Origin of the sequence: Micromonospora humidisoli (genome assembly GCF_016900955.1) — a bacterium.
In the GTDB taxonomy this organism is placed as follows: domain Bacteria; phylum Actinomycetota; class Actinomycetes; order Mycobacteriales; family Micromonosporaceae; genus Micromonospora; species Micromonospora wenchangensis.
The window spans coordinates 277973-302199 of sequence record NZ_JAFEUO010000003.1 but is presented as its reverse complement, the minus strand read 5'-3'; the positions used below and the strand labels follow the sequence as shown (position 1 = coordinate 302199).

Annotated in this window: 24 protein-coding genes; 12 read left to right on the top strand and 12 right to left on the bottom strand. The window is 70.5% G+C overall.

Going from position 1 to position 24227, the window contains the following annotated elements; genetic code table 11:
• Positions 1 to 24 precede the first annotated feature (24 nt).
• A complete protein-coding gene (locus JQN84_RS12070) occupies positions 25 to 237 on the top strand; it encodes a hypothetical protein (RefSeq protein WP_204958462.1) in 213 nt (70 codons plus the stop codon).
• A 45-nt stretch (positions 238 to 282) separates the two neighbouring features.
• On the opposite strand, the gene JQN84_RS12065 is transcribed toward JQN84_RS12070, so the two are convergent.
• Complete coding sequence (locus JQN84_RS12065; protein WP_204958461.1) at positions 283 to 1218, bottom strand: DUF2690 domain-containing protein; 936 nt, start codon at positions 1216 to 1218, stop codon at positions 283 to 285.
• A 368-nt stretch (positions 1219 to 1586) separates the two neighbouring features.
• Between JQN84_RS12065 and JQN84_RS12060 the strand changes: the two genes are divergently transcribed.
• The 4 genes from JQN84_RS12060 to JQN84_RS12045 all read left to right on the top strand — a co-directional run bounded on the left by JQN84_RS12060 (position 1587) and on the right by JQN84_RS12045 (position 8233).
• On the top strand, positions 1587 to 2303 hold the full coding sequence (locus tag JQN84_RS12060; RefSeq protein WP_204958460.1) for a hypothetical protein: 717 nt from the start codon (positions 1587 to 1589) through the stop codon (positions 2301 to 2303).
• 51 nt (positions 2304 to 2354) lie between these two features.
• Entirely contained in the window at positions 2355 to 3227 is an 873-nt protein-coding gene (locus JQN84_RS12055; RefSeq protein WP_204958459.1) for a transglycosylase SLT domain-containing protein, read from the top strand.
• A gap of 311 nt (positions 3228 to 3538) precedes the next feature.
• Positions 3539 to 3889: a nitroreductase/quinone reductase family protein gene (locus JQN84_RS12050; RefSeq protein WP_088647753.1), complete on the top strand. Its 351-nt coding sequence runs from the start codon at positions 3539 to 3541 to the stop codon at positions 3887 to 3889.
• Positions 3890 to 3949: 60 nt separating this feature from the next.
• Positions 3950 to 8233, top strand: a complete 4284-nt coding sequence (locus tag JQN84_RS12045; RefSeq protein WP_204958458.1) for a HEAT repeat domain-containing protein — start codon at positions 3950 to 3952, stop codon at positions 8231 to 8233.
• 97 nt (positions 8234 to 8330) lie between these two features.
• Here the strand turns inward: JQN84_RS12045 and JQN84_RS12040 are convergent, their stop codons facing one another.
• Together JQN84_RS12040 and JQN84_RS12035 are read right to left on the bottom strand one after the other, a co-directional pair.
• On the bottom strand, positions 8331 to 9275 hold the full coding sequence (locus JQN84_RS12040; RefSeq protein ID WP_204958457.1) for an NAD-dependent epimerase/dehydratase family protein: 945 nt from the start codon (positions 9273 to 9275) through the stop codon (positions 8331 to 8333).
• Between the two features lies 1 nt (position 9276).
• Positions 9277 to 10773, bottom strand: a complete 1497-nt coding sequence (locus JQN84_RS12035; RefSeq protein ID WP_204958456.1) for a helix-turn-helix domain-containing protein — start codon at positions 10771 to 10773, stop codon at positions 9277 to 9279.
• Between the two features lie 511 nt (positions 10774 to 11284).
• On the opposite strand from JQN84_RS12035, the gene JQN84_RS12030 reads away from it, so the two are divergent.
• From JQN84_RS12030 to JQN84_RS12020, 3 genes are read left to right on the top strand one after another with little or no spacing between them, the layout of a single operon-like run.
• Entirely contained in the window at positions 11285 to 11590 is a 306-nt protein-coding gene (locus JQN84_RS12030) for a hypothetical protein (RefSeq protein ID WP_204958455.1), read from the top strand.
• Positions 11587 to 11841: a flavin reductase gene (locus tag JQN84_RS12025; protein ID WP_204958454.1), complete on the top strand. Its 255-nt coding sequence runs from the start codon at positions 11587 to 11589 to the stop codon at positions 11839 to 11841. The genes JQN84_RS12030 and JQN84_RS12025 overlap by 4 nt, the downstream gene beginning before the upstream one ends.
• A 45-nt stretch (positions 11842 to 11886) precedes the next feature.
• The gene (locus JQN84_RS12020) at positions 11887 to 13719 is read left to right on the top strand and encodes an NHL domain-containing thioredoxin family protein (protein ID WP_204958453.1); all 1833 of its coding nucleotides are present in this window, start codon (positions 11887 to 11889) and stop codon (positions 13717 to 13719) included.
• Between the two features lie 10 nt (positions 13720 to 13729).
• On the opposite strand, the gene JQN84_RS12015 is transcribed toward JQN84_RS12020, so the two are convergent.
• From JQN84_RS12015 to JQN84_RS12005, 3 genes are read right to left on the bottom strand one after another with little or no spacing between them, the layout of a single operon-like run.
• Positions 13730 to 14479, bottom strand: coding sequence for a LamB/YcsF family protein (locus JQN84_RS12015; protein WP_204958452.1), 750 nt, complete (start codon positions 14477 to 14479; stop codon positions 13730 to 13732).
• Positions 14463 to 15338: a 5-oxoprolinase subunit C family protein gene (locus JQN84_RS12010; protein ID WP_204958451.1), complete on the bottom strand. Its 876-nt coding sequence runs from the start codon at positions 15336 to 15338 to the stop codon at positions 14463 to 14465. Before JQN84_RS12010 ends, JQN84_RS12015 begins: the two co-directional genes overlap by 17 nt.
• Positions 15335 to 15946 carry a 5-oxoprolinase subunit B family protein gene (locus tag JQN84_RS12005; protein WP_204958450.1) on the bottom strand — a complete coding sequence of 204 codons (612 nt, stop codon included), beginning with the start codon at positions 15944 to 15946 and terminating at the stop codon, positions 15335 to 15337. Before JQN84_RS12005 ends, JQN84_RS12010 begins: the two co-directional genes overlap by 4 nt.
• A gap of 107 nt (positions 15947 to 16053) precedes the next feature.
• Here JQN84_RS12005 and trhA point away from each other — a divergent pair, with 107 nt between their 5' ends.
• Positions 16054 to 16731 (top strand): PAQR family membrane homeostasis protein TrhA, encoded by a 678-nt coding sequence (trhA, locus tag JQN84_RS12000; RefSeq protein ID WP_204958449.1) that lies wholly within the window; start codon positions 16054 to 16056, stop codon positions 16729 to 16731.
• Between the two features lie 76 nt (positions 16732 to 16807).
• Here trhA and JQN84_RS11995 read toward each other — a convergent pair whose 3' ends face one another.
• Entirely contained in the window at positions 16808 to 17098 is a 291-nt protein-coding gene (locus JQN84_RS11995) for a DUF6458 family protein (RefSeq protein WP_204958448.1), read from the bottom strand.
• A 126-nt stretch (positions 17099 to 17224) separates the two neighbouring features.
• Here JQN84_RS11995 and JQN84_RS11990 point away from each other — a divergent pair, with 126 nt between their 5' ends.
• Positions 17225 to 17761, top strand: a complete 537-nt coding sequence (locus tag JQN84_RS11990) for a SixA phosphatase family protein (RefSeq protein WP_204958447.1) — start codon at positions 17225 to 17227, stop codon at positions 17759 to 17761.
• 23 nt (positions 17762 to 17784) lie between these two features.
• Here the strand turns inward: JQN84_RS11990 and JQN84_RS11985 are convergent, their stop codons facing one another.
• From JQN84_RS11985 to JQN84_RS11970, 4 genes are all read right to left on the bottom strand, one after another.
• On the bottom strand, positions 17785 to 18054 hold the full coding sequence (locus JQN84_RS11985; RefSeq protein WP_204958446.1) for a DUF6458 family protein: 270 nt from the start codon (positions 18052 to 18054) through the stop codon (positions 17785 to 17787).
• Between the two features lie 197 nt (positions 18055 to 18251).
• On the bottom strand, positions 18252 to 20108 hold the full coding sequence (locus JQN84_RS11980; protein ID WP_204958445.1) for an acyl-CoA dehydrogenase: 1857 nt from the start codon (positions 20106 to 20108) through the stop codon (positions 18252 to 18254).
• A 114-nt stretch (positions 20109 to 20222) separates the two neighbouring features.
• Positions 20223 to 21350: a PP2C family protein-serine/threonine phosphatase gene (locus JQN84_RS11975; RefSeq protein ID WP_204958444.1), complete on the bottom strand. Its 1128-nt coding sequence runs from the start codon at positions 21348 to 21350 to the stop codon at positions 20223 to 20225.
• Positions 21351 to 21437: 87 nt separating this feature from the next.
• Positions 21438 to 22088: a septal ring lytic transglycosylase RlpA family protein gene (locus JQN84_RS11970; RefSeq protein ID WP_307821175.1), complete on the bottom strand. Its 651-nt coding sequence runs from the start codon at positions 22086 to 22088 to the stop codon at positions 21438 to 21440.
• Between the two features lie 184 nt (positions 22089 to 22272).
• Between JQN84_RS11970 and JQN84_RS11965 the strand changes: the two genes are divergently transcribed.
• Together JQN84_RS11965 and JQN84_RS11960 are read left to right on the top strand one after the other, a co-directional pair.
• Positions 22273 to 22821, top strand: coding sequence for a phosphoribosyltransferase (locus tag JQN84_RS11965; RefSeq protein ID WP_204958939.1), 549 nt, complete (start codon positions 22273 to 22275; stop codon positions 22819 to 22821).
• 65 nt (positions 22822 to 22886) lie between these two features.
• Positions 22887 to 23318, top strand: a complete 432-nt coding sequence (locus tag JQN84_RS11960) for an ASCH domain-containing protein (RefSeq protein WP_204958442.1) — start codon at positions 22887 to 22889, stop codon at positions 23316 to 23318.
• Between the two features lie 23 nt (positions 23319 to 23341).
• Here JQN84_RS11960 and JQN84_RS11955 read toward each other — a convergent pair whose 3' ends face one another.
• Entirely contained in the window at positions 23342 to 24223 is an 882-nt protein-coding gene (locus JQN84_RS11955) for an LLM class flavin-dependent oxidoreductase (RefSeq protein ID WP_204958441.1), read from the bottom strand.
• Positions 24224 to 24227: the final 4 nt, after the last annotated feature.

Sequence of the window (24227 nt, the reverse complement as noted above, 5' to 3'; positions counted from 1 at the left end):
GACGTAGCCCGAGGAGGTCACCCCATGGCAGGCAACGAGAACGAGGTCAACCGCAGCGCCCGCAGCGGCCGTTTCGTCACGGAGGGCACCACCGAGCGGGACCCCCGGCACACGACCACTGAGCAGGTGGGCGGCGGCGGGGACCAGGAGGTCCACCGCAGCGCGAGCACCGGCCGTTTCGTCACCGGGACCACCGCCGAGCTGCACCCGTCGACGACCGAGACCCAGCACGTCTGACCGACCTGCCGACCACTGCCCTCCGCACCGGCGCGGGGGGCAGTGTCATGTCCGGGCCCCGAGCTGCACGCAGGGGGTACGCGCGCTGGCCAGGACGCTGCTGTTGTCGGCCGCGGTGATGTCGACGGTGACCGACACGCAGCCCTTCGTGGTCCGCAGCACGTTGCCGAACACGCTGTACACCTGACTTTTGATCATGAACGGATAGTCGAACCGGCTGGATGCGCCGTCGGCGGGGCGGGTGGCCGCCAGCCGGATGGTCGCCCCGGTCGGCACCCGCTCGGTGGAGACGAACAGTGGCCAGGCCGCCTGGCAGCGCGGGGAGTAGCGCAGGGTCAGGTTGCCGTAGGAGGGCTGCGTCGGGTCGGGGTCGGGCACCGGGACGGTTTCCGCGCTGACCGCGTCGACCTGGCAGCGTTCCTCCTGCGGGTCCGCCCCGTCGGCGGCCGGCGTGCCGGCGGTGGGTGCGGCGGCGTCGGGTGCCGGGCCGGAGGCGTCGACCGCCCGGTCCGCCGGACGGTTCGTCCGGGTTTCCCGGTCGGCGATCATCGGTACGACCGAGCCGGCGACGAGCACGGTGAGCCCGGCTGCGGCGACCAGTGCCCAGCGGGGCACCGGTGGGCGTCGGGCCGGTGACCGCAGGACCTCCGCTGTGGACCGTTGCGGTGGTTCGGCTGCCGGTCCGCCGGGGGCCGGTCCGCTGGCCTGGTCCGGTGCGGCCTCCCGGTGCCACCGGTCCCGCCAGGCCGCCTCGTCGCCGCCGCAGGCCCGGACGAAGGCCAGGGTCAGCTCCAGCGACGGCAGGCGGGTGCCGGAGAGCACCCCCGCCAGCGCGGTGTGTGAGTAGTGGGCGGTCGCCGACATCCTGCGCAGCGACGGTTGCCCGGCATCGCGCCGGAGCCGGGCGAGATCAGCGATGAATTCGTGGTGCCGGGCATCGCCGGCAACCTGCTCGCCGACTCGTCCGCTTCGACCCGTCATGGACCCTCCCCCTGCGTGTAAACCCTGGTGTCAACGCACGTCAAGCCAGTGCTTTACAGGCGGGTGCCACGACAGGATCGACCCCGGAGCAGCCACCCGCCGGATAGGTGCCGGTGAATATGATCTCACGGCGAGTGTCGGGCCTGACACGCATCCGTTCGGCTCGAAATCGACATTCGCCCCGGGGATACCGCATCGCACGGACCACCGTCCGACGGGTACGCCGCACCACTTCCGGTGCGGCGCCGACCTCTCGACAGGAGAACCGCGTGTACCAGCCGAACGGCTCGAACCCCCCGGGCCGCACACCCCGCCGAGCACTGCCGAGGTTCGTCATACGGGTCCTCGCCGCCTGCGGCGTCACGGCGATGGTCCTGGTGGGCACGGCCGCACCGTCGTTCGCCGGCATCTCCGGCTACAGCGTCGCCGGCACGGGCGGCGCCGGCCTGATGGTGCGCACCAGCCCCTACGACGCCAACGCCGGCTCGGTGGCGCTCCTTGCCGACGGCACCGGGTTCGTCGCCGAGTGCGCCGTACGCGGGCGCAACATCTCCGGCAACTCCGTCTGGCACCGGATCAGCTCCCCGGCCAGCGGCTGGATCAGCGACTACTACACCAACACGCCGGGGTTCAACCAGTACCTGCCCAACGAGCCGGAGTGCTCCACCACCCCGCCGCCCACCGGCACCCGCGAGGACCGGGCGATGGCCTGGGCCCGGTCGGTCATCGGCCAGGCGTACACCAACGGGGACCTGGGTGACTCCAACCACCAGTGGGACGGTTGGTGCGACAACTTCGTCGGGCACGCCTACGGCCGGGCCGCCAGCGGTTACGCCTCGGCGATCGTGCACTACAACGCGCTGCTGTCGCGCGGCATGATCCGCACCACGGGCACCCCGCCGGCCGGTGCGCTGGTCTTCTACGCCGCCGCGTCGATCAACGGCTACTACGGCCACGTGATGCTCTCCGAGGGCAACGGCAACTACATCACCTCGGCGGCCACCGTCCGCCGCGTCTCGCAGACCTGGCCGGGTGCGCCGTACCTCGGCTGGTCCTACGCCGACCCGGAGTGGACCGGGCGCTGACGCCCCCACCCTGCCCGGCTCCCCTCCCGGTCGTCCGTTGAAAGGATCCTGATGCGTCTCCCCCTTCCCACCCGCGCGGCCCGGCGTGCCCTGCGCCTGGCCCTCGGCCTGACGCTGGTCGCCGCCGTCGGCGTCGGTGTCATGCCCACCCCCGCCACCGCAGCACCCGCCACCACCGGCCCGGCCGCCCACGCCGCGTCGGCCCCCCGCCCGGCCGACCAGGCCAGGCCGGCCAGTGTCGGTGGCCCCGCCATCGGCGCGAAGGCGAACCGGGTCGGCGTCAACGCGGTCGGTATCGACCTGTGCGCCCAGGTGGCGTACGCCGCCGGCTTCCGCAACAACCCGCTGGTCACCGCCGTGGCCGTGGCGATGGCCGAGTCCTCCTGCAACCCGTCGGCGGTCGGCAGCAACGGCCCCACCGCCGGTTGCTCGAACGGTTCGCTGGACCGGGGGCTGTGGCAGATCAACAACTGCTACCACCCCACCGTCACCGACAGTTGCGCCTACAACGCCCAGTGCAACGCCAACGCCGCCTACAGCATCTCCAGCGGCGGCAGCAACTGGCAGCCCTGGTCGACGTACAACAACGGGGCGTACGCCGCGTACCTGTCTGCCGCGCAGGCGGCGGTGGCCCGCCTGGGTGGCACCGGCGACCCGCCGGCGGTGACGGGCACGATCCTGGCCAACCCGTCGCTCAACATCCGCACCGGGCCGGGCACCACCTACGGCATCGCCGGCTCCGTCGCCTACGGCACCACCGTGCGGATCGCCTGCTACACCTTCGGCGAGTACGTCAGTGGCGGCTACTGGCCGTCGTCCACCTGGGACCGGATCACCAACCCGGCGACGGGCGTGACCGGCTACGTGGCCGACACCTGGGTCAACACCACCTACGACGTGAAGACGATGGTCGGTCGCTGCTGACCGTCCCGTCCGGGGCCGCGCGGGCGGGGTTCGTACCCTGCCCGCGCGGCTCACCCGTGACCGCTCTCTTGCCCTTCCCGCTGGCGCAGCCGCCGCACCCGCCGGGCGTGGCGGCGGCGACCCATGCCTCACCTGGAGACCGGTATTCCTGACAGGCATAGATATGACTGACAGGCATACCGGTGTACGCCGGTATCACTCCCCCCCGGTTCCTGCGGCGGCCGGCAATCGCGGCCCGCACTCACGTTCGGCGGGACCGGGCAGTGTTACGGTCGGCGTGAAGCTTTCATGTCGACCGATGGAGGGCCCGAATGGGTCGCGGATCGTTTCCTTCGGGACTGGCGCGGTCGTTCAACGCGCGGATCATGGCGCTGCGGTCGTCGCCACGCTGGGGGCGGTTCCTCCGGCGGCACCTGGCCGTGGTCACCTACACCGGTCGCCGTTCCGGGCGGACGTTCAGCACGCCTGTCGCCTACCGGCAGACCGGCGACGCGGTGGTCATCCAGGTCGCGATGCCCGACGCCAAGCAGTGGTGGCGGAACTTCCTGGGCGAGGGCGGCCCGATCTCGCTGAACCTCGACGGGGTCGACCGGGCCGGGCACGCGGTGGCCCGCCGCGACGACCGAGGCCGGGTCACCGTCACCGTCGACCTGACCCCCTGACCAGGAGCCGGTCGGCTATACGACTATCCCTTGTGGTCGGTCCGCCTACACTTGCCGGCCATGGACCCTGTCGCGCTGGCCACGGCGCTGGCGAAGCCGATCCTGGCGCAGGTCGGGGCCGCCGCCGCCAAGGGCGTCAAGGCCCGCGTGTGGGGGGACCCGGAACACAAGGCCCTGGAGCGCGCGTTGCGCCGCGCCCTCACCGAGCTGAACCGGTCGTACGGCGACCGGCTGGCCGAGTTCGACATCAACGACGGCTTCTGGGTGCACGAGGGCGCTCCCGAGCTGGCGAAGGCACTCGTCCCCGGTGTGCCGCCCTCGCCGGTGCGGCTGGCGGAACGGGCCGTCGACTCGCTCGGCCGGGCCGAATCCGACGACGAACGGTACGACCGGGTCGGCCTGCTGCGGCCCGCGTTCAAGGCTCTGCTCGACGGGCTGGACGCCGAGGTGCGCCGCGAGGCGACCCTCCAGGGGATGCTCGGCCGCTCCGATGCCGCGTCGACCGCCCAGGCGACCACCCGCATCGCCGAGCACCTGGGCGCGGTCGACGCCACCGACGACGACCGGGTCGCCTACCTGCGCTGGCTGATCGACCAGCACCGCTACCTGCGTACCGTGGGGGTGGTCCGGAACACCACCGTGCAGCTTCCGTTGGGCGAGGTGTTCGTCGGGTTGCAGGCGCAGCGGGACCGCAATCCCGGTGATCGGGCGCGGGCGTGGTTCGAGCGCGAGCGGGAGCGGCTGGCCGCCCTGGTGGCCGAGGGAACGCTGGACCACACCGGTTTCGAGGCAGCCCTCGACCGGTTGCAGACGGAGTACGGCCACCGGTTCGCCGCCGAGACCGACCAGCCGGCCAGGCAGCCGGTGCTCGACGCGGCCCGCGACGCCGCCCAGTTGCTGGTCCTGGGCGATCCCGGGACAGGCAAGACCACCCTGCTGCGTTACCTGGCCCTGACCCACGCCCGAGCGCTCATCAGCGGCGAGCAGGTCCAGGGCCGGGACGCGCTGTTCCCGATCTATCTCCGCATCGGCGAGTACGCCCGCCAGGGGTTCCCGGAGGTGGGCATCGGTGAATTCCTGCCCGGCCAGCTCCGCCGCGCGGAGTGCACCCTGCCGGGTCTGCCCGACCTGCTGCGCCGCCAGCTCGACGCCGGCCGCTGCCTGGTGCTGTTGGACGGCCTGGACGAGATCGCCTCGGCCGAGCTGCGCCGGGGCGTGGTCACGGCGGTGACCAACTTCGTGACCGCCCACGCGCGGCAGGGCAACCGGTTCGTGGTGACCAGCCGGATCGCCGGCTACCAGGCCGCCCCGCTGCCGGAGCCGTTCCGCGCGGTGCAGCTCCAGGACATGGACGACCCGACGATCAGCCGGTTCCTCGACGTCTACTGCCGCGAGGTCGAGCGCGCCGAAACCCCGGGCCGGTCCGCCGAGGCGACCCGGCTGGCCGGCGCACGCGAGGCCACCGCGATCGAACAGGCCCTCACCACCAACGCCGGGGTACGCCGGCTGGCCGCCAACCCCCTGCTGTTGACCGCGCTGGTGCTGGTGCACCGGGCCAGCGGCCGGCTCCCGCACCGCCGGGTCGAGGCGTATGTGGAGGTGTGCAACGCGCTCGGGCGCACCTGGCGCAGCGCCCAGGGGGTCGCCGAGGCCGACCTGCCCGACGAGCGAATCCTGACCCGGTGGCTGACCGAACTGGGCTGGTGGATGCACGAGCACCGCCCGGAGGGCGCGGCCACCCGTGCAGAGCTACTTGAAGTGCTCGGTCCGTTGTGGGCGGCGCACCAGGGTGTCGGGTGGGATCCGCGCGTGCTGGAGGCCGCCGACCCGCTGCGCACCGACGCCGGGCTGGGGGTGCTCGACTTCGTCGACAAGGCCGACACCCACACCGGCCTGCTGGTCGAGCGGGCTCCCGGCCGCTACGGCTTCGCCCACCTGACCTTCGAGGAGTACTACGCCGGCCGGGCGCTGGCGTTCCGTGGCTCGGCCACCGACCGGATCAGCGAGATCCGCCGCCGGCTGCACGACCCCCGCTACGAGGAGCCGATCCTGCTCGCGCTCGGCCTGATCGGCACCGACTACGTCGAACAGATCGACGACGTGGTGACGAAGGCGATCTACCCGGCCGAGGGCAACCCGAGCCCGTACGAGGAACTACTGGGCCGGGACTTTCTCTTCATGCTCCGAGTCCTGGCCGACGATACGCCGCTGAAGACCTCGACCATCGACGCGGTGGTGAATAGGGCGGTCGACGAGTGGCTGGACAGGAAGCACAGCCGGTGTCGTTTCGTCGCATATCGTGAGTCTTTACGTGACCGACTGGCCGCCCTGGGTGGCACCAAGGCTGGAGGGCGATTTCAAGCCGCCCTGGATAGCCGGGCTGCCATGCTGCCCCACGATATCGTCTTACCCTGGTGTGAACTGACCTCCATCACTGCCCGGTCCGGCTCACTACCGACCGCCACAATTACCGCCTTAGCCACCATCGCCACTGACAGCTTCGATCCCACGACGCAGATCGAAGCGGGTCTAGCTCTGGCAAAATGTGGACACCTGACCGGATCGGCCGTCGTTTCACTAGCAGGAATAGCCACTAACGATCACCGCCCAGACGTGCGAAAAGAGGCGATATCAGCACTGGCAGAAATCGAACCACTTACCGAAGCAATCGCTGCCACACTAATCAAGATCGCCGTCAAAGACACCGATCCAGACGTCCGAATGCAAGCGATGTCAGCACTGACAGAAAATGCGCCCATTGGAACAATTAGCAACACGTTGACTACTGTCGCCACCAACGACCCTCACCCGGACGTGCGGACAAAGGCGATATCAGCACTGGCAGAAACCGAACCACTTACCGAAGCAATCGCTGCCACACTAATCAAGATCGCCGTCAAAGACACCGACAGATTCGTGCGGACAACGACAGTCTCGGCATTACTGGAATCCAACTCGCCAACGAAACCAATCATTACCACCTTAACCACCATCGCTACCTCCGATCGCGATTCATACGTGCGGAAGCATGCAGTCGCAGCATTATCTACCAGCGGATTCGCCGAAGAAGTTACCGCACCGTTGCTCATGATGGCGAGCAGTGATCCCGATCCAGACGCCCGAGTGCAAGCAATATTAGCACTGACCGAAACTGCACTCACCGAACCAATAACGAACACGCTGATCGACATCGCCACCAACGACATTGATAGATTCGTACGGGAAGAGGCAATCTCAGCGCTGACAAAGGGTACAGCACTTAGCGAAGAGGTCGTCCGAGCGCTGATTACGATCGCCGTCAACGATCCCGAGCCAGACCTACGAATCCATGCAGGGATGGAACTAGCAGAAGCTGGCGAAATGACCAGCGAGGTCGTCACCGAACTAATCAACATCGCCACCAAAAATCCTGACCGATTCATGCGAATACAGGCAATTACCGTACTAACGGAAGGTGGCACTCTCACCGAGCGAATCATCGCCACACTGACCGTTGTAGCCAACACCGATCCCGACCCAGACGTACGGACACAGGGGATTTTGGCGTTGGCAGAAGGCGGAGGGGTAACCGATGATGTAGTCACTACCTTCTGCGCTATCGCCACAAATGATCCCGATCCGTACCTACGCGCACAGGCGATCTCAGCATTGGTCACCGGAAGGGTACTCGACGGTCCGGTGATCACCATGCTTACCGATATCGCCATCAGCGATCCTGATCGATTCGTTCTCGTCCAAGCAGGCTCCGCGCTCGCAGACTTTGGCGCAGTCACTGCAACGGTGGCCGCCACATTGGCTAAAATCGCCACCGACGATCCTGATCCTTACTTACGCGGACGTGCGGCTTCAGCGCTGGCCACAGGCGGCGATTTAAATGGAACGACAATCGCAATACTGGTTGCCATTGCCACCACGGACTCCGATCCAAATGTTCGGAGGCATGCGGTCTCGGCGCTGGAGGAAGCGGGGGCGCTGACCGAACCAGTCACAGACACCCTGATTAACATCGCCACCACCAGCAATTCCTGGACAGCACGGTCAGAAGCCGTAAGAGCGCTACGTCGCGCCCTACCCACCCAGGAACTACGGCGACATTTGATTTCGCTCTTCAAAAGTGAAGGTTACGAGGTGCGGCGAGAGGCAGGACTAATACTTTCCTTCCTCTCCCAACAGCATCCAGATCTGGTGCCGGAAATACGGATCGAGCTGGCCAAAGCCTGCAACGATCCAGCGCTGAGCAAGGCTCACGGAAATCGATCTCGAACTGGGCAGGACTACGCATACGAGGCGCTACGCGCACAGATGGATCTAGATCTCTATCAACCAACTGAACCTAAGTTATAAAAGCTATCGCAATGCGCGGAAGCCTTAAGGGTAAGGCAAGGTCGCGGCAAGGCGGAATGATGCAAGAATTCCAGCTCCGGCATTCCACCCAAATAGGTCAGCCGAGGCGCTGCCAGGCCACCCAACTGTCCGTGATCATCTGGGTCAGATCGGAGCGGATCGGCTGCCAGCCCAGCAGCGAACGCGCCCGACTGATCTCCCCCACCAGATGCGACGGCTCCGGCTTCGGGGGCAACTGCCGCACCATCACCGACCGACCGGTTACCTGTTCGGCGGCGGCGATCACCTCGGCCATGCTCGTCCCGACGCCGGAGGCAAGGTTGACCGCATGATGGGTGCCGGGTGTGCAGGCGGCGAGGGCGAGCCGGATGCCGGCAGCGACGTCCGCGACGTGCACGAAGTCGCGGACGGCCGAGCCGTCGCCGTTGAGGCTGACCTGGTCGAGTTGACCGGTCATCGCACGGAAGACGTTGGGGATGATCCGGGCCGGGTCGGTGTCGGTGACCCCGTCGACCGCCCCGGCGACGTTGAACGGACGAACGGTCACCGCGCCGAGCGCACCGGTCGCGGCGTACCCGGCCACCATCTGCTCCGCTGCGACCTTCGACGCGCCGTACGGGCTCTCCGGGTGCACGTCCAGGTCTTCCGACAGCGTGCCGCTGCGCTGTGACCCGTACACGATGTTGGTGGAGGCGAGCACGAACGACGCCGGGGCCGCCCGGTCGCGTACCGAATCCAACGCCATCAGCAGGTGGAGCGTGCCGGTGGCGTTGACGTCGAAGTAGGTCAGCGGGTCGGCCAGCGAGTCGCGTCCGCTGGTGAGCGCGGCCAAGTGCACGACACCGTCGTACGACCCGGTCCGGACGACCGCCGCGATCTGGGCGCGGTCGCGGAGGTCGCCGGTCACCAGGTCGGCACCCGGTGCCGACTTGCGGTCGGTACGCCCCCGGCTCAACACAGCCACCCGGTGGCCGGCGGCGAGCAGGTCGAGGGTGACGGCGTGCCCCAGGAAACCCAGCCCACCAGTTACCAGAACGTGCACGTCAGCCCCTGTCCAGGATCGTCCGGCGATGCTCCCAGGCGAGCTCGATACAGCCGGCGGCAGCCGGCGCGAGCTGCCCGCCGCTGGTGATCTCGTCGATGGTGTGGCGAGTAAACGGAAGCGCCGATGTCGGCTTGAGCCGGCCGGTCGTGACGATCGTGACCTCAGCGTTGAAGGTGACCATGTCGGCAAAGAGCCGGTCATACGTCGGACCGTCGAACACCGCGACGGTCAGGATCTCCCCCCACAGGGTGAGGGCGTCCAATGCCACGCCCAGGCAGAAGACCCGGACACCACCGGCCTGGTACGCCTCGACGAGTGACGCCAACGGCTCGGCGTGATAGTTGGCCGGTGCACCCTCGCCACCGTGCTCGGCGTTGCCGAGGAACTCTTCGCTGTACTCCCGGACGATGTTGCGCCACAGGTCGAAATCGTCGGCCTGCGCCGCCGGCAGGACGCTCGACGGTTGGAAGACCCCGGCGGGCATGATGTGCAGGGTTCCACCCGCCATCGCCACCTTGCCCGCCGCCCGATGGTGCAGCACGAAGGTCACCCCGTCGGGGTCGACCCGCAACGTCAGCGTGTCGACGGACGACGGCACCACCGGCCAGCGACCCGACGCGAACGGGTCACCCGCCAGCCGACGGAACGCCAGATTGCGCCATGACGCGGGCAGGATCCCGCTGCCGTCGCCGGTGATGTGGGAGGCAGCCATCTCGTGGGCCAGAGCCTCGGAGACATCGACTCCACCGAAGTAGGTCCCCTCAGTGAAGGTCAACGCGCGGTCCGCGCGGAGCCAGTCGACCCCGGTGAGATGCCAGGCCAGCCGGTTCTCGAAGAGCTGCGGCTGCTCGACGTCGCGGAGCGCGAGACTGTAACGCTGGTGTCTGCGATCAGGTGCAATCAGCGGGCGAACGGCCGCCGCCGCGTCCTCGGTGCCCGTTACCAGCGGCGGCGACGAGGCAGGCGAGAATGCGATTCCGAACTCGCTCACCTCGACCGGTGCAGACGGCAACCAGCCCGGTGCCGTGATCAGGCCCGTGTCACCAAGCCGGTACTCGCTGCCGTACAGCCGGGCAGCCTCTCGTGCCAACGGCACCCGATGGCCGTTCAACTTCCGTCGGACGGCTCGCCATTCGTCCTGGTTGGCCGCGACCTGAGGATGCACTGTCACATCCGACCCCTGATGAATGACCAAGCCTCCCGAGTCCACCCCGGCGGATATTGCCTGATCAGGAGTGATGCGCTGACGCGTCAACCCGAGCGTTTGCACCGACACGCCGAAGTGTTCGGCGAGGAGTTGCCGGTACAGCGCGGACGGGTACGTGATACCCCGCTCCCACCTGCTGACCTGGTTGGCAGTGATAGCCAATTTCTTTCCACGTAGCAAGCCCAGCCGGTTGAGTGCGTCGGCCACGTCCTGCTGGGTCTGCCCGCCCGCGTCACGAAGGTTGTAGAGGGCGAGGTTCGGTGTCGCGTCCCTGGCACGAGCCGGCATGTCCCTCCTCAGCGGTGTCGTCGACTGCAGCAACGCCTAGTCGATGCCTGGTGGCTACGAGTCACTGCCGATTGGCGACCGTTCGATCGCGTCACCAGGAATGGTCTGCTTGATCTGTGGTCGTGATCGATCGACCAGGTCACCACCAGCACACTTTCGCCGCCGAGAGTAGCGGATTACACACCGCAGTGTCACCGACCCGGCCGCCGACAGGGGTCGGGATCAGGAGACCGACTTCATGTCGCCGATATAGCGGTTTCCGGCCGCACCGATACCGCTATATCGGCGGCATGGCGAGCCAACACCGATGGGTAGGAGGTCCCGTGAAGAAGGACGACAAGCCGAAGCCCCAACCCCAACCGACCCCGCCGCCCGCACCACCACCGCCCGCGCCGCCGATCGTCCCCGGCCCGATCGGGCCGTTCATCCCGCCCTACCGGGGACCGGGCCGCATGACGAACGTCGTCTTGGCGGGTCGCTGGACGGGAAGCCGGAACCGGGGGCCGGGGCGATGAGGGAACCGAGACTGAGGGGCGGCGACCTGGTCCACCTGACCCGCGAGGTCAGCCCGCAGTTCGTCAGGCCGATCACGGTGCGGGTGATCCGCGAGCTGACCGACCGCCACACGTACGACGGCTGGACCTGGATCGAGGCGTACGAGCTGGGGCCGGACGGCCTGGCCCGACGACGGCGCGAGCTGTACGTCCGCCGCGCCGGGGTGCGTTGGCTTCCCTCCCCGCCTCCGGCAGCGGCCCGGCCGCCCGCCCCACGGGCAGCGACCAGGTCGGCAGCTCGCGGCTCGGCGGTGCCGGCGTGACGCCGCTCGACGGGCTCGCCCATCGGCCGCTGCGCCCGATCTGGCTGTGCCGCCTCGACGCGAACCCGTGGCCGTGCGGGGAGGCGAAACTCGCCCTGCTCACCGTGTTCGCCGACGACCGGCCGGCTCTGCTGGCCCTGCTGTCGACGCTGCAACGGGAGGCGGAGGATCACCTCACCCAGCTCGACAGCGGCCGGTCGAACAATCTCACCGACCGTTTCCTGTCCTGGGCACAGCCACCCGACCACTGAGCCCTTCGTGCGACTCGTCGGCAGGCGGTGCGGCACGATGGGGGCATGAGCGCACGGGTACGGGCACCAGAGTTGCGTGGTCGGGGCTGGTTGAACACCGGTGGGCGGGAGCTGAGGCTCGCCGACCTGCGGGGAAAGATCGCCCTGCTCGACTTCTGGACCTTCTGCTGCATCAACTGCCTGCACGTGCTCGACGAGTTGCGCCCGCTGGAGGAGAAGTACGCCGACGTGCTGGTCGTCGTCGGGGTGCACTCGCCGAAGTTCGAGCACGAGAAGGACCCGGCCGCGTTGGCCGCCGCCGTCGAGCGGTACGGCGTGCACCACCCGGTGCTCGACGACCCCGAGCTGGACATGTGGCAGCAGTACGCGGCGAAGGCGTGGCCCACCCTGGCGGTGGTCGACCCGGAGGGTTACGTGGTCGCCACGATGGCCGGCGAGGGTCACGCCGAGGGGCTGATCCGGCTGGTCGACGACCTGATCGCCACCCACGAGGCCAAGGGCACCCTGCACCGGGGCGACGGGCCGTACGTGCCGCCGACGCCACCCGAGACGACGCTGCGCTTCCCCGGCAAGGCCGTGCTGCTCGACGGCGGCAACCTGCTGGTCTCCGACTCGGCCCGGCACAGCCTGGTCGAGCTGGCCCCGGACGGCGAGACGCTGATCCGGCGGATCGGTTCCGGTGAGCGGGATCGGGTAGACGGGCCGGCCGCCTCGGCGGGGTTCGCCGAGCCGCAGGGGCTCTGTCTGCTGCCCCCGCACGTGGCCGAGGTCGCCGGCTACGACCTGCTGGTCGCCGACACCGTCAACCACCTGCTGCGCGGCGTACGCCTGGAGACCGGCGAGGTGACCACGGTGGCCGGCACCGGCCGGCAGTGGCGCTCCACTGTCGACGACCACGCCCACGACGCGCGCTCCGTCGACCTCTCCTCCCCCTGGGACCTGGCCTGGTACGACGACACGGTCATCGTGGCGATGGCCGGCATCCACCAGCTCTGGTGGTTCGACCCGGTCAAGCGGACCGCCGGCATGTGGGCGGGCACCACGGTCGAGGCGCTGCGCGACGGTCCACTGACCGAGGCGTGGCTGGCCCAGCCGTCCGGCCTGTCCGTCTCGGCCGACGGCGCGCGGCTGTGGGTGGCCGACAGTGAGACCAGCGCCATCCGGTACGTGCAGAACGGCGTGCTCGGCACCGCCGTCGGGCAGGGGCTGTTCGACTTCGGGCACGTGGACGGGCCGGCCGACCGGGCGTTGCTCCAGCATCCGTTGGGGGTGTGCGCGCTGCCCGACGGCTCGGTGCTGATCGCCGACACCTACAACGGCGCGGTCCGCCGCTTCGACCCGGCGACCGGCCTGGTCGCCACGGTGGCCGACGGGCTGGCCGAGCCGAGTGACCTGGTGCTCACCGCCGACGGCGGGGTGCTGGTGGTGGAGTCGGCGGCGCACCGGTTGACCCGGCTCGCCCCGGGCGCGTTGACCGCTGCCGGGGCGGACACGGTGGACGGTCCCCGGCACCGGCTGGAGCGTAAACCCACCGACGTCGCGGCCGGCGAGGTGACCCTGGAGGTGATCTTCACGCCGGCGCCGGGGCAGAAGCTGGATGAGACGTACGGGCCGTCGACCCGGCTGGTCGTCTCGGCCTCACCGCCGGAGCTGCTCATTGAGGGGGCGGGCACCGGCACCGAGCTGTCCCGCCGGCTGGTGGTCGACCCGGCCGTGCCGCAGGGGGTGCTCCAGGTGACCGCGCAGGCCGCCACCTGCGACGCCGACGTCGAGCACGCCGCCTGCCACCTGACCCGCCAGGACTGGGGCGTCCCGGTACGGGTCGTCGACGACGGCGCGACCCGCGTCCCGTTGGTGCTGCGCGGCCTGGACACCTGAACGGGGACGGTCAGGCGAACGGGGTCGGGGTGACCCCGGCGTCGATCAACGCGGCCCGCACCAGGGCGGCCGAGGCGACCGCGCCGGGGCTGTCCCCGTGCAGGCAGATCGAGGCGACCGGGCAGGGCACCACGGTCCCGTCGACCGCCACCACGGTGTGCTCGGTGGCCATCCGGACCGCCCGCAGCGCCACCTCCTCCGGGTCGGTGACCAGCGCGCCAGGCGCGGTACGCGGCACCAGCGCCCCGGTGGGCAGGTAGCCCCGGTCGGCGAAGCCCTCGGCGACCACCCGCAGTCCCGCGCCGACGGCGAGCTGGGCGAGGGTGGAGCCGGGGGCGCACAGGATCGGCAGCTCGTGGTCGTACCCGGTGACGGCGGCGACCACGGCGGCGGCCTGCACCTCGTCGGTGGCCGCCGCGTGGTAGAGCGCGCCGTGCGGCTTGAGGTAGCGCACCCGGGTCCGGTACGGCCGGCAGAACGCGTCGAGCGCCCCGATCTGGTAGGTGACGTCGTCGCGCAGCTCGTCGAAGCTGTACGCGATGTGCCGGCGGCCGAAGCCGGCCAGGTCCCGGTAGCCGACCTGCGCGCCGACGGTGACACCGCGTTCGGCGGCGGCGGCGCAGACCCGGCGCATGGTCGACGGGTCGCCGCCGTGGAAGCCGCACGCCACGTTGGCGGAGGTGACCAGGTCGAGCAGCGCCTCGTCGTCGCCGAGCCGCCAGATGCCGAATCCCTCGCCGAGGTCAGCGTTGAGGTCCATGGAACCTCACCGTAGTCCCCGGCCGGGCCTGCGCGAGCCCGGTCACGTCGTCCACCACGCCGATCACCGGGTAGCCGCCGGTGGTCGGATGGTCGGCCAGGAAGATCAACGGTTGACCGTCGGCGGGCACCTGCACCGCCCCGAGCACCACGCCCTCGCTGGGCAGTTCCCCGGCCACCGCGCGGGGCAGCGCCGCGCCGACCAGTCGCGTGCCGACCCGGTCACTGACCGGGCTCACCGCGTACGCCGTGCCGAGCAGCAGCGCCATCGCCCCGGCGGTGAACCAGTCGGCACGCGGGCCGGGACGCAGGGTCAACCACAGCTCCGCCGGCACCGGCCGGCCGACGGTGAAGTCCACCGGTGCGGGCGGCCCGGCCGGTCGGCCGAGCGGGAGCAGGTCGCCGTCGCGGACCGGGGGCGGGCCGAGGCCGGCGAGGGTGTCGGTGGACCGGCTGCCGAGCACGGGCGGGACGGCGATCCCGCCGTCGACCGCCAGCCAGTTGCGCAGCCCGTTCCGGGGCGTGCCGATCTGCAGCACCGCGCCCGCCGGCACCGCCAGCGGCCGGCCCACGTCACCGGGCCGACCGTCGACCCGGACGTCGACGTCGGCCCCGGTCACCGCCACCGTGCCGGCCCGGGTCAGCCGCAGCTCACCACCGCCGAGGGTCAGCTCCAGACCGGCGGCGTCCGCCTGGTTGCCGACCAGCCGGTTCGCCAGCGCCAGCGCCGCCGGATCCAACGCCCCCGACCGGGGTACGCCGAGATGCGCCCACCCGGGCCGCCCCAGGTCCTGCACGGTGGTACGCGGTCCCGCCCGCCGCACCTCGATCGCGCCTGCGGTTTTCTGCGGTGCGGTCATCCGGTCACCAGCCGGACCCGGGTGCCGGGGGTGAGGGTGGCCGGCGGATCGGCGGACACGTCGAACAGGGTCAGCGTGGTCCGCCCCACCAGCAGCCAGCCGCCCGGCGACGCGGTCGGGTAGATCCCCGCGTACGGCCCGGCCAGGGCCACCGAGCCGGCCGGCACCCGGGGGCGCGGGGTGGGCAGTCGGGGCACCGCGTACTGCGGGGGCAGCCCGGTCAGGTAGGCGAAGCCGGGGGCGAACCCGCAGAACGCCACCCGGAACTCGGTGTCCGCCAGGCGGCGCACCACCTGGGGCACGGTCAGCTTCCAGTGCTCGGCGACCCGGGGGAGGTCGTCCCCGTCGTACACGGTGGGCACCTCGACCAGGCGGGCGGCGGCCGTGGTGGTGGCCGGGCCGGGGGTCCAGCGGGTGATCCGGGCGGCTGTCGACTCCGGGTCGGGCACCCCGTCGAGCAGGACGGTGCCGGCGGCCGGGACGATCTCGGCGGCGCTCAGCTCGCCGGCTTCCCGGCGTCGCCACAGCTCGGCCCGCCACTGCTCCACCTGGGCGGGATCGTCGCAGTCGAGCAGGAGGGCGTGCCGGCCCACGGGTCGGATCCGCATTCCGCCATACTCTCCGATCGATGGGCCGTCCAGGGCAGGTGGACCCGATCCGGGTCGTGACGGGTCGCACTACCTAGAAGTAACCTACGGTGCCGTAACCTGTTTGCGTGACCACCTCCGCACCGCTTCGACTCAAGCCTGTCGACATCGGTAAGCCCCGGATGCGCGGCTGGCTGCACACCTACGCGTTCTTCGTCGCGCTCGTCTGCGGCATCGTGCTCAGTGCGATCGCGGCCACCCGACCCGGCTGGACACCCCTGGTCAGCTGCCTGATCTACAGCGTCACAGTCTGCGGGCTGTTCGGCACCAGCGCCCTCTACCACCGCCGGGTGTGGTCGGAGCGCGGCTACCAGATCATGCGCCGGATGGACCACTCGATGATCTTCGTGTTCATCGCCGGGACGTACACCCCGCTCTGTGTCCTGCTGCTCGACCGGCGTACGGCCGTCCTGATGCTCGCCCTGGTCTGGGGTGGGGCGTTGGCCGGCGTCGCCGTCAAGCTGATCTGGCCGCACGCCCCACGCTGGGTCTCCGCGCCGCTCTACCTGGCCCTCGGCTGGGTGTCGGTGGCGATCCTCCCGCAGATCCTGCGCCAGGGCGGGGTCACCGTGCTGGTGCTGCTCGCCGCCGGCGGCGCGGTCTACAGCATCGGCGCGGTCTTCTACGCGCTGCGCCGGCCGAACCCGTGGCCCACCGTCTTCGGCCACCACGAGTTCTTCCACGCCTGCACCCTGATCGCCGCCCTCTGTCACCACATCGCGATCTACTTCGCCCTCTTCGCCTGACAGCGGAGAGGAACCACAGACAGTTCGGGGGCCCCGCGCCGTTGCGGGGCCCCCGAGATCGTGGGGTGCGGGACGGTCAGACCGGGTAACCCGAGCCGCGCGTCTCGCGGTACTCCTCGCGTACCACCTGGCCGCCCTGCACCGGCGCGACCCGGTCGGCGACGACCTGGTCCTGCCGCACCGCGGTGGTGACGACGGCCCGGCGGCGGCCGTTCCAGAAGTAGAGGGTGGTCAGCAGCCCGACGACACCGGCGAGCATCAGCACCCAGCCGACCACGTCGAGGTTGAGCCATCCCAGATTGGCGTCGACGGCGAACGCGAAGATCGCGCCCACCGCGATGAGGAAGATGCTGGCACCGATGCCCATGACGTCGCCTCCTTGGCTGTCAGCTGGCGTTACCCACCCGGCCACGGCCATCGAGGGCATCGATGAGCGAGTGGCATCCATCGACTTACCCAGGCAGCACCCGCGCCAATCAGGCAAGCTGGTGCAATGACGGACGGCGAGGCCGCGACACGGACCCTGGTGCTGCTCCGGCACGCCAAGGCCGAACAGCCCACCACCGGCCCGGACGTGGAGCGCAGGCTGACCGCCCGGGGGCACGCGGACGCCGCCGCCGCCGGTGCGTGGCTCGCCCGGCAGGGTCTGCTCCCCGACGTGGTGATCTGTTCGGCGGCCCGCCGGACCAGGCAGACCTGGCACGACGTGGCGCTGGGCATGACCGGGTCCCCGCCGGAGGGTGGCCCGGCGGGGACGGCTCCGGTGGTGCGGTACGCCGCCGCCGCGTACGAGGCGCACCCGGACGACCTGCTCGACCTGGTGCGGACGGTCGAACCGGAGGCGGGCACGGTGCTGCTCGTCGCACACAATCCGGGCGTCTCGCTGCTGTCGGCGCTACTCGACCCGCAACGGGCCGACCGGGAGGGGCTGCGCACCACCGACCTGGTGGTGCACCGGGTGGCGACGCCGTGGGCGGAGCTGACCCCCGGCGACGCCCCGATCACCGCCCGGCACACCGCCCGCGGCTGACCGCCACCGGGACGGCCGCGCGGTCAGGACGGAGGTGCGGTGGGCGGCGGCGGGTCGGGCGGCGGCGGCATCATCGCGGTCGGGTGGGAGAGCCGGTTCTCCTCCACGATGAGCGTGCGGGCCCGCTTGCGCCGGTCCTGCCAGAACCACAGCGTGGTGAGCAGTATGGCCAGCCCGGCCAGGATGAACACCCAGCCGACTGCGCGCAGGTCGATCCACCAGACGTTGGCCCGGATCGCGAACGTCATGATCGCGCCGAGCGCGATGAGAAAGATGGCGCTACCAATACCCATGTGCGCTGCACTCCCCCGTGCGGTGGCCGTTGGGCGTGCCCTGACGACGTGGTCCGCGCGGCTTACCCGCCCAGCCCCCCGCCTACCGGGATGGGGGCGGGCAATCCGGGGGGCGGTCAGCGCAGAAAGGCCGATGTTGCGGTATCCGGACGATCGGATACCGCAACATCGGCCCATGCTGAATCAGCTCGGCGGGATCAGAACGCCTCCTCCGGGAGGTCCATGATGTCCAGGTCGGCGCCCTCGATGATCCTCCGGTCGGCGCCGATGCGGGGCAGCACCTCACGGGCGAAGAACCGGGCGGCGGCCACCTTGCCGGTGTAGAACGCCCGGTCGGTGGCGGAAACCTCACCGGCCAGCGCCTTGAGGGCCACGTCGGCCTGCTTCTGGAGCAGCCAGCCGACCACCAGGTCGCCCAGGGCGAGCAGGAAGCGGCGGCTGCTCAGACCGACCTTGTAGAGGCTGCGCGCGTCGCCGCCCTGGGCCTCGCCGAGCCAGCCGGTCAGCACGCCGATGATGTTCTGGATCTCGCCGAGCGCCCGGCCGAGCGCCAGCCGCTCCTCCTTGAGCTGCCCGTTGCCGGCCTCGCTGGTGATGAACTCCTGGATCTCACCGGCGACGGCGGTCAGCGCCCGGCCGTTGTCCCGGACGATCTTGCGGAAGATCAGGTCGAGGCTCTGGATCGCGGTGGTGCCCTCGTACAGAGTGTCGATCTTGGCGTCCCGGACGTACTGCTCCAGGGGGTAGTCCTGGAGGAAGCCCGAGCCGCCGTAGGTCTGGAGCGACTCGTGGCCGAGCAGCTCGTACGCCCGCTCCGAGCCGACGCCCTTGACCAGCGGCAGGAGCAGGTCGTTGACCCGCTTGGCCAGCTTGGTCGCCTTCTCGTCGCCGGCCGCCTCGGCGACGGCGACCCGGTCCTGCCAGCCGGCGGTGTAGCAGACCAGCGCGCGCAGGCCCTCGGCGTACGACTTCTGCATCAGCAGCGAACGGCGCACGTCCGGGTGGTGGGTGATGGTGACCCGGGGGGCGGTCTTGTCGGCCTGCTGGATCAGATCGGCCCCCTGCACCCGGTTCTTCGCGTACTCCAGGGCGTTGAGGTAGCCGGTGGACAGGGTGGCGATCGCCTTGGTGCCGACCATCATCCGGGCGTACTCGATGATCATGAACATCTGCCGGATGCCGTCGTGCCTGTCGCCCAGCAGCCAGCCCTTGGCCGGTACGCCGTGCTCGCCGAAGGTCAGCTCGCAGGTGTTGGAGACCTTGATGCCCATCTTGTGCTCGACGTTGGTGGCGTAGACGCCGTTGCGCTCGCCCAGCTCACCGGTCTCGGCGTCGAAGTGGAACTTCGGCACGACGAACAGCGACAGCCCCTTGGTGCCGGGCCCACCGACGCCCTCCACACCGACCGGGCGGGCCAGCACGTAGTGCACGATGTTCTCGCTCAGGTCGTGCTCACCGGAGGTGATGAAGCGCTTCACGCCCTCGATGTGCCAGGAGCCGTCCGGCTGCGGGATCGCGCGGGCGCGGCCGGTCCCGACGTCCGAGCCGGCGTCCGGCTCGGTCAGCACCATCGTGGAGGCCCACTGCTTGTCGATGAAGAGCTTGGCCCACTTCTGCTGCTCCTCGGTGCCCTCGACGTGCAGCACGTGGGCGAAGGACGGACCGGAGGCGTACATCCAGACCGGGGCGTTGGCGCCGAGGACGAGCTCGGCGAGCGACCACCAGAGGGCGCGCGGGGCGCTGCTGCCGCCGAGGGCCTCGGGGAGGTCCAGCCGCCAGAACTCGGAGTCCATGAACGCCTGGTACGACTTCTTGAACGACTCCGGCAGCGGCGCGGTGTGCGTGGCGGGGTCGAAGACCGGCGGGTTGCGGTCGCTGTCGGTGTAGCTGGCCGCGAGATCCTCACGGGCCATTCGGTCGACCTCGGAGAGGAAGCTGCGGGCGGTGTCGACGTCCAGGTCCGTGTACGGCGCCTGGCCGAACGTCTGGTCCGCCCCGAAGACCTCGAACAGATTGAACTCAAGGTCCCGAAGGTTGCTCTTGTAGTGGGTCATGTTCGCGGCCCCGCTTCCGGACAGGTGTTACCGATCAGTAACCCACACTGTATTACTCACGGGTAGGCAGCGACAACCCGGTCGCGGAAGTGACGGCGATTACACACCCGGCGCTCAGCTCTCGGCCGCGCCGACCTCCCACGAGGGCACCGCCACCGTGACCCCGCTGCGCGGGCCGGTGTACTCCATCAGGACCAGGGCGATGTCGTCGTCGAGCCGGCCGTGCACCCACTCGACCAGCGCGGTCTCCAGCGAGGCCAGGCCGTCGCCGACCGTGCCGTGGCCGAGCAGCCGCCAGGCCCGGTCGGCGGTCGGGAAGAACTCGCCGTCGCGCCGCGCCTCGCCGAGACCGTCGGTGAACAACAGCAGCCGGTCCCCCGGCTCCAGCCGCTCGACGCGGGGCCGGACCACCGGCATGAACCCCAACGGCGGGGCGGGGGCGGGCGGTTCCAGCGGGATCACCGCACCCCGGCGCAGCAGCAGCGGGGCCGGATGGCCGCAGTTGACGATGGTCAGCGTGCCGCCGCGTTCCTCGACCACGGCGGCGGTGACGAAGTCCTCGTCCCCCACGTTGCGGGCCACCGCCCGGTCCAGGTCGGCCACCACCGCCCGCAGGTCGGGCCGCTCGTACGCCACGTGCCGGTAGGAGCCGAGCACGATGCTGGCGAGCCGGACCGCGTCCAGCCCCTTGCCCCGCACGTCCCCGATGATCATGCGCACGCCGTACGGGGTGTCGATCGCCTCGTACAGGTCGCCGCCGATCTCGGCGGTGGCCGTGGGGGAGATGTACCGCGCCGCCACCGCCAGGGTGCCCACCTGCGGGCCGAGCGGACGCAGCACGGCCTGCTGGGCCACCGAGGCCAACCTGGACAACTCGCCGATCCGCTCCACCTGCCCCTGCCGGACCGCCGCCACGCTCGCCGCCACCACCGTGGCGACGGCGATCCCGACCAGAGACACCGCCGTGGGTAGTTCCATCGCCGGATCGGCCACCGCGAAACCGACCCCGACCAGCAGCGCGAGGAAACCCACCCCGGCCACCGCACGCCAGGAGGCGAAGCCGGCGGCCAGGATCGGTGCCACCGTCATCAGCGCGACGTAGTGCACCGCACGGCCGTCGGCCGACTCGATCGCCGAGACGAGCGCGAGCAGCCCGACAGCCGCGCCGACGCCGGCGCGGGACCCGGGACTCAGTGGGCCTCGGCCCAACTGGAAGGCATGTTTACGTACGTGGGACAGCATGCCTGATGGAACCGGGCCGGAGAATGAACCTAGCCCCACGATTGAGGGTGTTCTACCCGGCCGTCCCGCCGACGCCACCGTTCGCCGTCAGCCCAGCACCTCGTACCTGACGGTCAGTTCCCCCAGGTCGACCGAGGCGATCGCGGCGAAGGCGGCCCGGGACAGGTCGATGCAACGCCCGTCGATGAACGGGCCACGGTCGTTGATCCGTACGGTGACGGACTTGCCGTTGGCCGGGTTGGTCACCCGGACCTTCGTGTTGAACGGCAGGGTCTTGTGGGCGGCGGTCAACGCGCCCGGGTCGAAGTTCTCCCCGTTGGCGGTCAACTGACCCTCGTCGTAGAAGGACGCGCCACAGGAGCCGCTGTCGACGACGTTGCTCTTCGCGGCCGCCTTCTTGGTGGTGGCGGACGGCTTGGGCGCGGCCGTGCGCGGCTTGCTCCGGGAGGCGGCCTGGGTCCGGGTCGGCTTCGGGCTGGCCGTGACGGTGGGCGACGGGCTGGCGCTCGGGGAGGCGGTGGCGCTCGGGGTCGGGGTCGGGGTCGGGGTCGGCGCGTCGGTGGTGGCGACGGCACCGGGGGCGACCGTGTCCACGATCACGGGGGCCGGCGCGTCGTCGGCGGTCAGCTGCACCGCGCCGACGGTGCCGCCGACGGCGAGCGCGACGCCGAGCGCGGCGGTGGCGGCGATGCCGGCGGGCGAGGAGAAGATCCGGGTACGGGTATGCCTGCCAACCACCGGCTCGGTCCTTTCGTATGCCTGCATAACGGCTCGGACCGTAACGAGAGAAGCACTTCCGAAGTCAACGTGATCATGGTGGTATGCCCGGAATTACAGTGATACGTGTGACCGATCAGCCGAGGAGCGCTGGGCCGCACGGGCCAGAATGCCACCGATGGCATTCACCGCCGAGGATGTGGACATGACCGCGACACTGCGTGACCGCCTGGCCGAGCTGTTCGCCTGGGTCGATCCAGGCCCCGGCAGCAGCCACCTGGTCAGCGACGTCTCGGCCTGGTGGCGGGACCCGCAGGTGCTGGCCGGACTCGGTCCGGCCCTGGTCACGCCGTTCCGCACCGACCGGCCCACCGTCGTCGTCGCCCCCGCGGTGACCGGGCTGATGCTCGGGCCGCTCGCCGCGACCGCCCTGGGCGTCGGCTTCGTCCCGGCCCACAAGCCGGGCGACGGACGCCTCCCCGCCGGCCCGCTGACCTGGGCGCAGAGCCCACCCGACTTCCGGGGCCGGCAGGTCGACCTCGCGGTACGCGACGACCGGCTCGGCGCGCACGACCGGGTACTCATGGTCGACGACTGGGTCGCCACCGGCGCCCAGGTGCGGGCCGTCCGGGACCTGTGCGCCGCCCGGGGCGCGCACTGGGTCGGCGTCGCCGCCGTGGTCGTCGACCTGCCCGAACCGGTCGCCGCCGAACTGGGCGTACGCGGGCTGCTCACCCCCGCCGACCTGCCCTGACCACGGCCCGGTCAGTGGCCGGCACCCGGGCGACAGGAGATCGACGCGGCGGTAGCCTCGGCCGCATGTGGCCACGGATCGGCGGACTCCGCACGCTCGCCCTCGGCACCCCCGGCGAGGTGCGCACCACGCTCAACACGCTGGTGCTGGCCGGGGTGAAGACGGCCACCGCCGGCCTGCTCACCGAGTACGCCGACGAGAACGAGGAGTTGGAGCACGTCGGCGAACGGCTGGCCCTGGTCGACGACCGGGACGCCCTCGTCGGGGTGGTCGAGGTAACCGGGATCGAGATCGTCCCCTTCGCCGAGGTCTCCTGGGACTTCGCCCGCTCCGAGGGGGAGGGCGACCGGTCCATCGAGGACTGGCGGGCCGGGCACGCCGGGTACTGGGCGCGGGTCGGCACCCCGGTCACCGACGACACCGCGATCGTCTGTATCCGGTTCCGGCTGGTCTCGGCCGGCGACGGCGGGACGCCCACCGGCGACCTCGGCACCTGAACCGCCCCGGGAGGGGCCGCCCGTCAGGGCGTACGCAGCTCCGGCAGCAGCCGGGTCGCGACGTCGACCAGCACCGCCTCGTCGCCGGCGTACCAACTGTCGGCCCGGGGCCAGTGGGTGATCACGTCGGTGAAGCCGAGCGCCGCCGCCCGCGCCACCTGCTCGGCGAAAAAGTCGGCGCTGCGCAGCGAGAAGACCGGTGCCGAGTCCAGCGAGAGGTAGCGGGGCAGGCTGGCCGGGTCCCGGCCGACCTCGTCGAGGGTACGGTCCATCCAGGCGCAGAGCGTCGCCACCCCGTCCCACCAGGCCGTCAGCTCCTCCTCACCGGTGCCGGTGGTGACCCAGCCCTGACCGAACCGGGCGGCCAGCCGCATCGACCGGGGCCCGTTGGCGGCCATCACGAACGGCACCCGGGGCTGCTGCACGCAGCCCGGGTTGTTCCGGGCGTCCACCGCGCTGAACCAGTCGCCCCGCCAGGTGGTGCCGTCCTCCCGCAGGATCAGGTCCAGCAGCTCGGTGAACTCGCCGAACCGGTCCACCCTCGGCCGGGGCGGCAGCGTCTCCCCGCCGAGCACCGCCGAGTCGAAGCCGATGCCGCCGACGCCGAGGCCCAGCAGCAGCCGCCCGCCGGAGATGTCGTCGAGGGTGGTGACCTGTCGGGCGAACGCGGCCGGATGCCGGAAGTTGGGCGAGGCGACCAGGGTGCCCAGCCGGACCCGTTCGGTCACCATCGCGGCGGCGGTCAGCGTCGACATCGAATCGAACCAGGGACCGTCGACCAGATCCCGCCACCCCAGGTGGTCGTACGTCCAGGCGTGGTCGAAGCCCCACGCGTCCACCTGCTGCCAGCGCCGACGCGCCTGTGGCCAGCGCTGGTCGGGAAGGATCACGATGCCAATCCGCATGATC

Bases quoted from the DNA above. Each gene is read 5' to 3' on its own strand.
- JQN84_RS12070 (WP_204958462.1), top strand. From the start codon at position 25: ATGGCAGGCAACGAGAACGAGGTCAACCGCAGCGCCCGCAGCGGCCGT.
- JQN84_RS12065 (WP_204958461.1), bottom strand. From the start codon at position 1,218: ATGACGGGTCGAAGCGGACGAGTCGGCGAGCAGGTTGCCGGCGATGCC.
- JQN84_RS12060 (WP_204958460.1), top strand. From the start codon at position 1,587: ATGGTCCTGGTGGGCACGGCCGCACCGTCGTTCGCCGGCATCTCCGGC.
- JQN84_RS12055 (WP_204958459.1), top strand. From the start codon at position 2,355: ATGCGTCTCCCCCTTCCCACCCGCGCGGCCCGGCGTGCCCTGCGCCTG.
- JQN84_RS12050 (WP_088647753.1), top strand. From the start codon at position 3,539: ATGGGTCGCGGATCGTTTCCTTCGGGACTGGCGCGGTCGTTCAACGCG.
- JQN84_RS12045 (WP_204958458.1), top strand. From the start codon at position 3,950: ATGGACCCTGTCGCGCTGGCCACGGCGCTGGCGAAGCCGATCCTGGCG.
- JQN84_RS12035 (WP_204958456.1), bottom strand. From the start codon at position 10,773: ATGCCGGCTCGTGCCAGGGACGCGACACCGAACCTCGCCCTCTACAAC.
- JQN84_RS12030 (WP_204958455.1), top strand. From the start codon at position 11,285: ATGAGGGAACCGAGACTGAGGGGCGGCGACCTGGTCCACCTGACCCGC.
- JQN84_RS12020 (WP_204958453.1), top strand. From the start codon at position 11,887: ATGAGCGCACGGGTACGGGCACCAGAGTTGCGTGGTCGGGGCTGGTTG.
- JQN84_RS12015 (WP_204958452.1), bottom strand. From the start codon at position 14,479: ATGGACCTCAACGCTGACCTCGGCGAGGGATTCGGCATCTGGCGGCTC.
- JQN84_RS12010 (WP_204958451.1), bottom strand. From the start codon at position 15,338: ATGACCGCACCGCAGAAAACCGCAGGCGCGATCGAGGTGCGGCGGGCG.
- JQN84_RS12005 (WP_204958450.1), bottom strand. From the start codon at position 15,946: ATGCGGATCCGACCCGTGGGCCGGCACGCCCTCCTGCTCGACTGCGAC.
- JQN84_RS11995 (WP_204958448.1), bottom strand. From the start codon at position 17,098: ATGGGCATCGGTGCCAGCATCTTCCTCATCGCGGTGGGCGCGATCTTC.
- JQN84_RS11990 (WP_204958447.1), top strand. From the start codon at position 17,225: ATGACGGACGGCGAGGCCGCGACACGGACCCTGGTGCTGCTCCGGCAC.
- JQN84_RS11985 (WP_204958446.1), bottom strand. From the start codon at position 18,054: ATGGGTATTGGTAGCGCCATCTTTCTCATCGCGCTCGGCGCGATCATG.
- JQN84_RS11980 (WP_204958445.1), bottom strand. From the start codon at position 20,108: ATGACCCACTACAAGAGCAACCTTCGGGACCTTGAGTTCAATCTGTTC.
- JQN84_RS11975 (WP_204958444.1), bottom strand. From the start codon at position 21,350: ATGCTGTCCCACGTACGTAAACATGCCTTCCAGTTGGGCCGAGGCCCA.
- JQN84_RS11965 (WP_204958939.1), top strand. From the start codon at position 22,273: ATGACCGCGACACTGCGTGACCGCCTGGCCGAGCTGTTCGCCTGGGTC.
- JQN84_RS11960 (WP_204958442.1), top strand. From the start codon at position 22,887: ATGTGGCCACGGATCGGCGGACTCCGCACGCTCGCCCTCGGCACCCCC.
- JQN84_RS11955 (WP_204958441.1), bottom strand. From the start codon at position 24,223: ATGCGGATTGGCATCGTGATCCTTCCCGACCAGCGCTGGCCACAGGCG.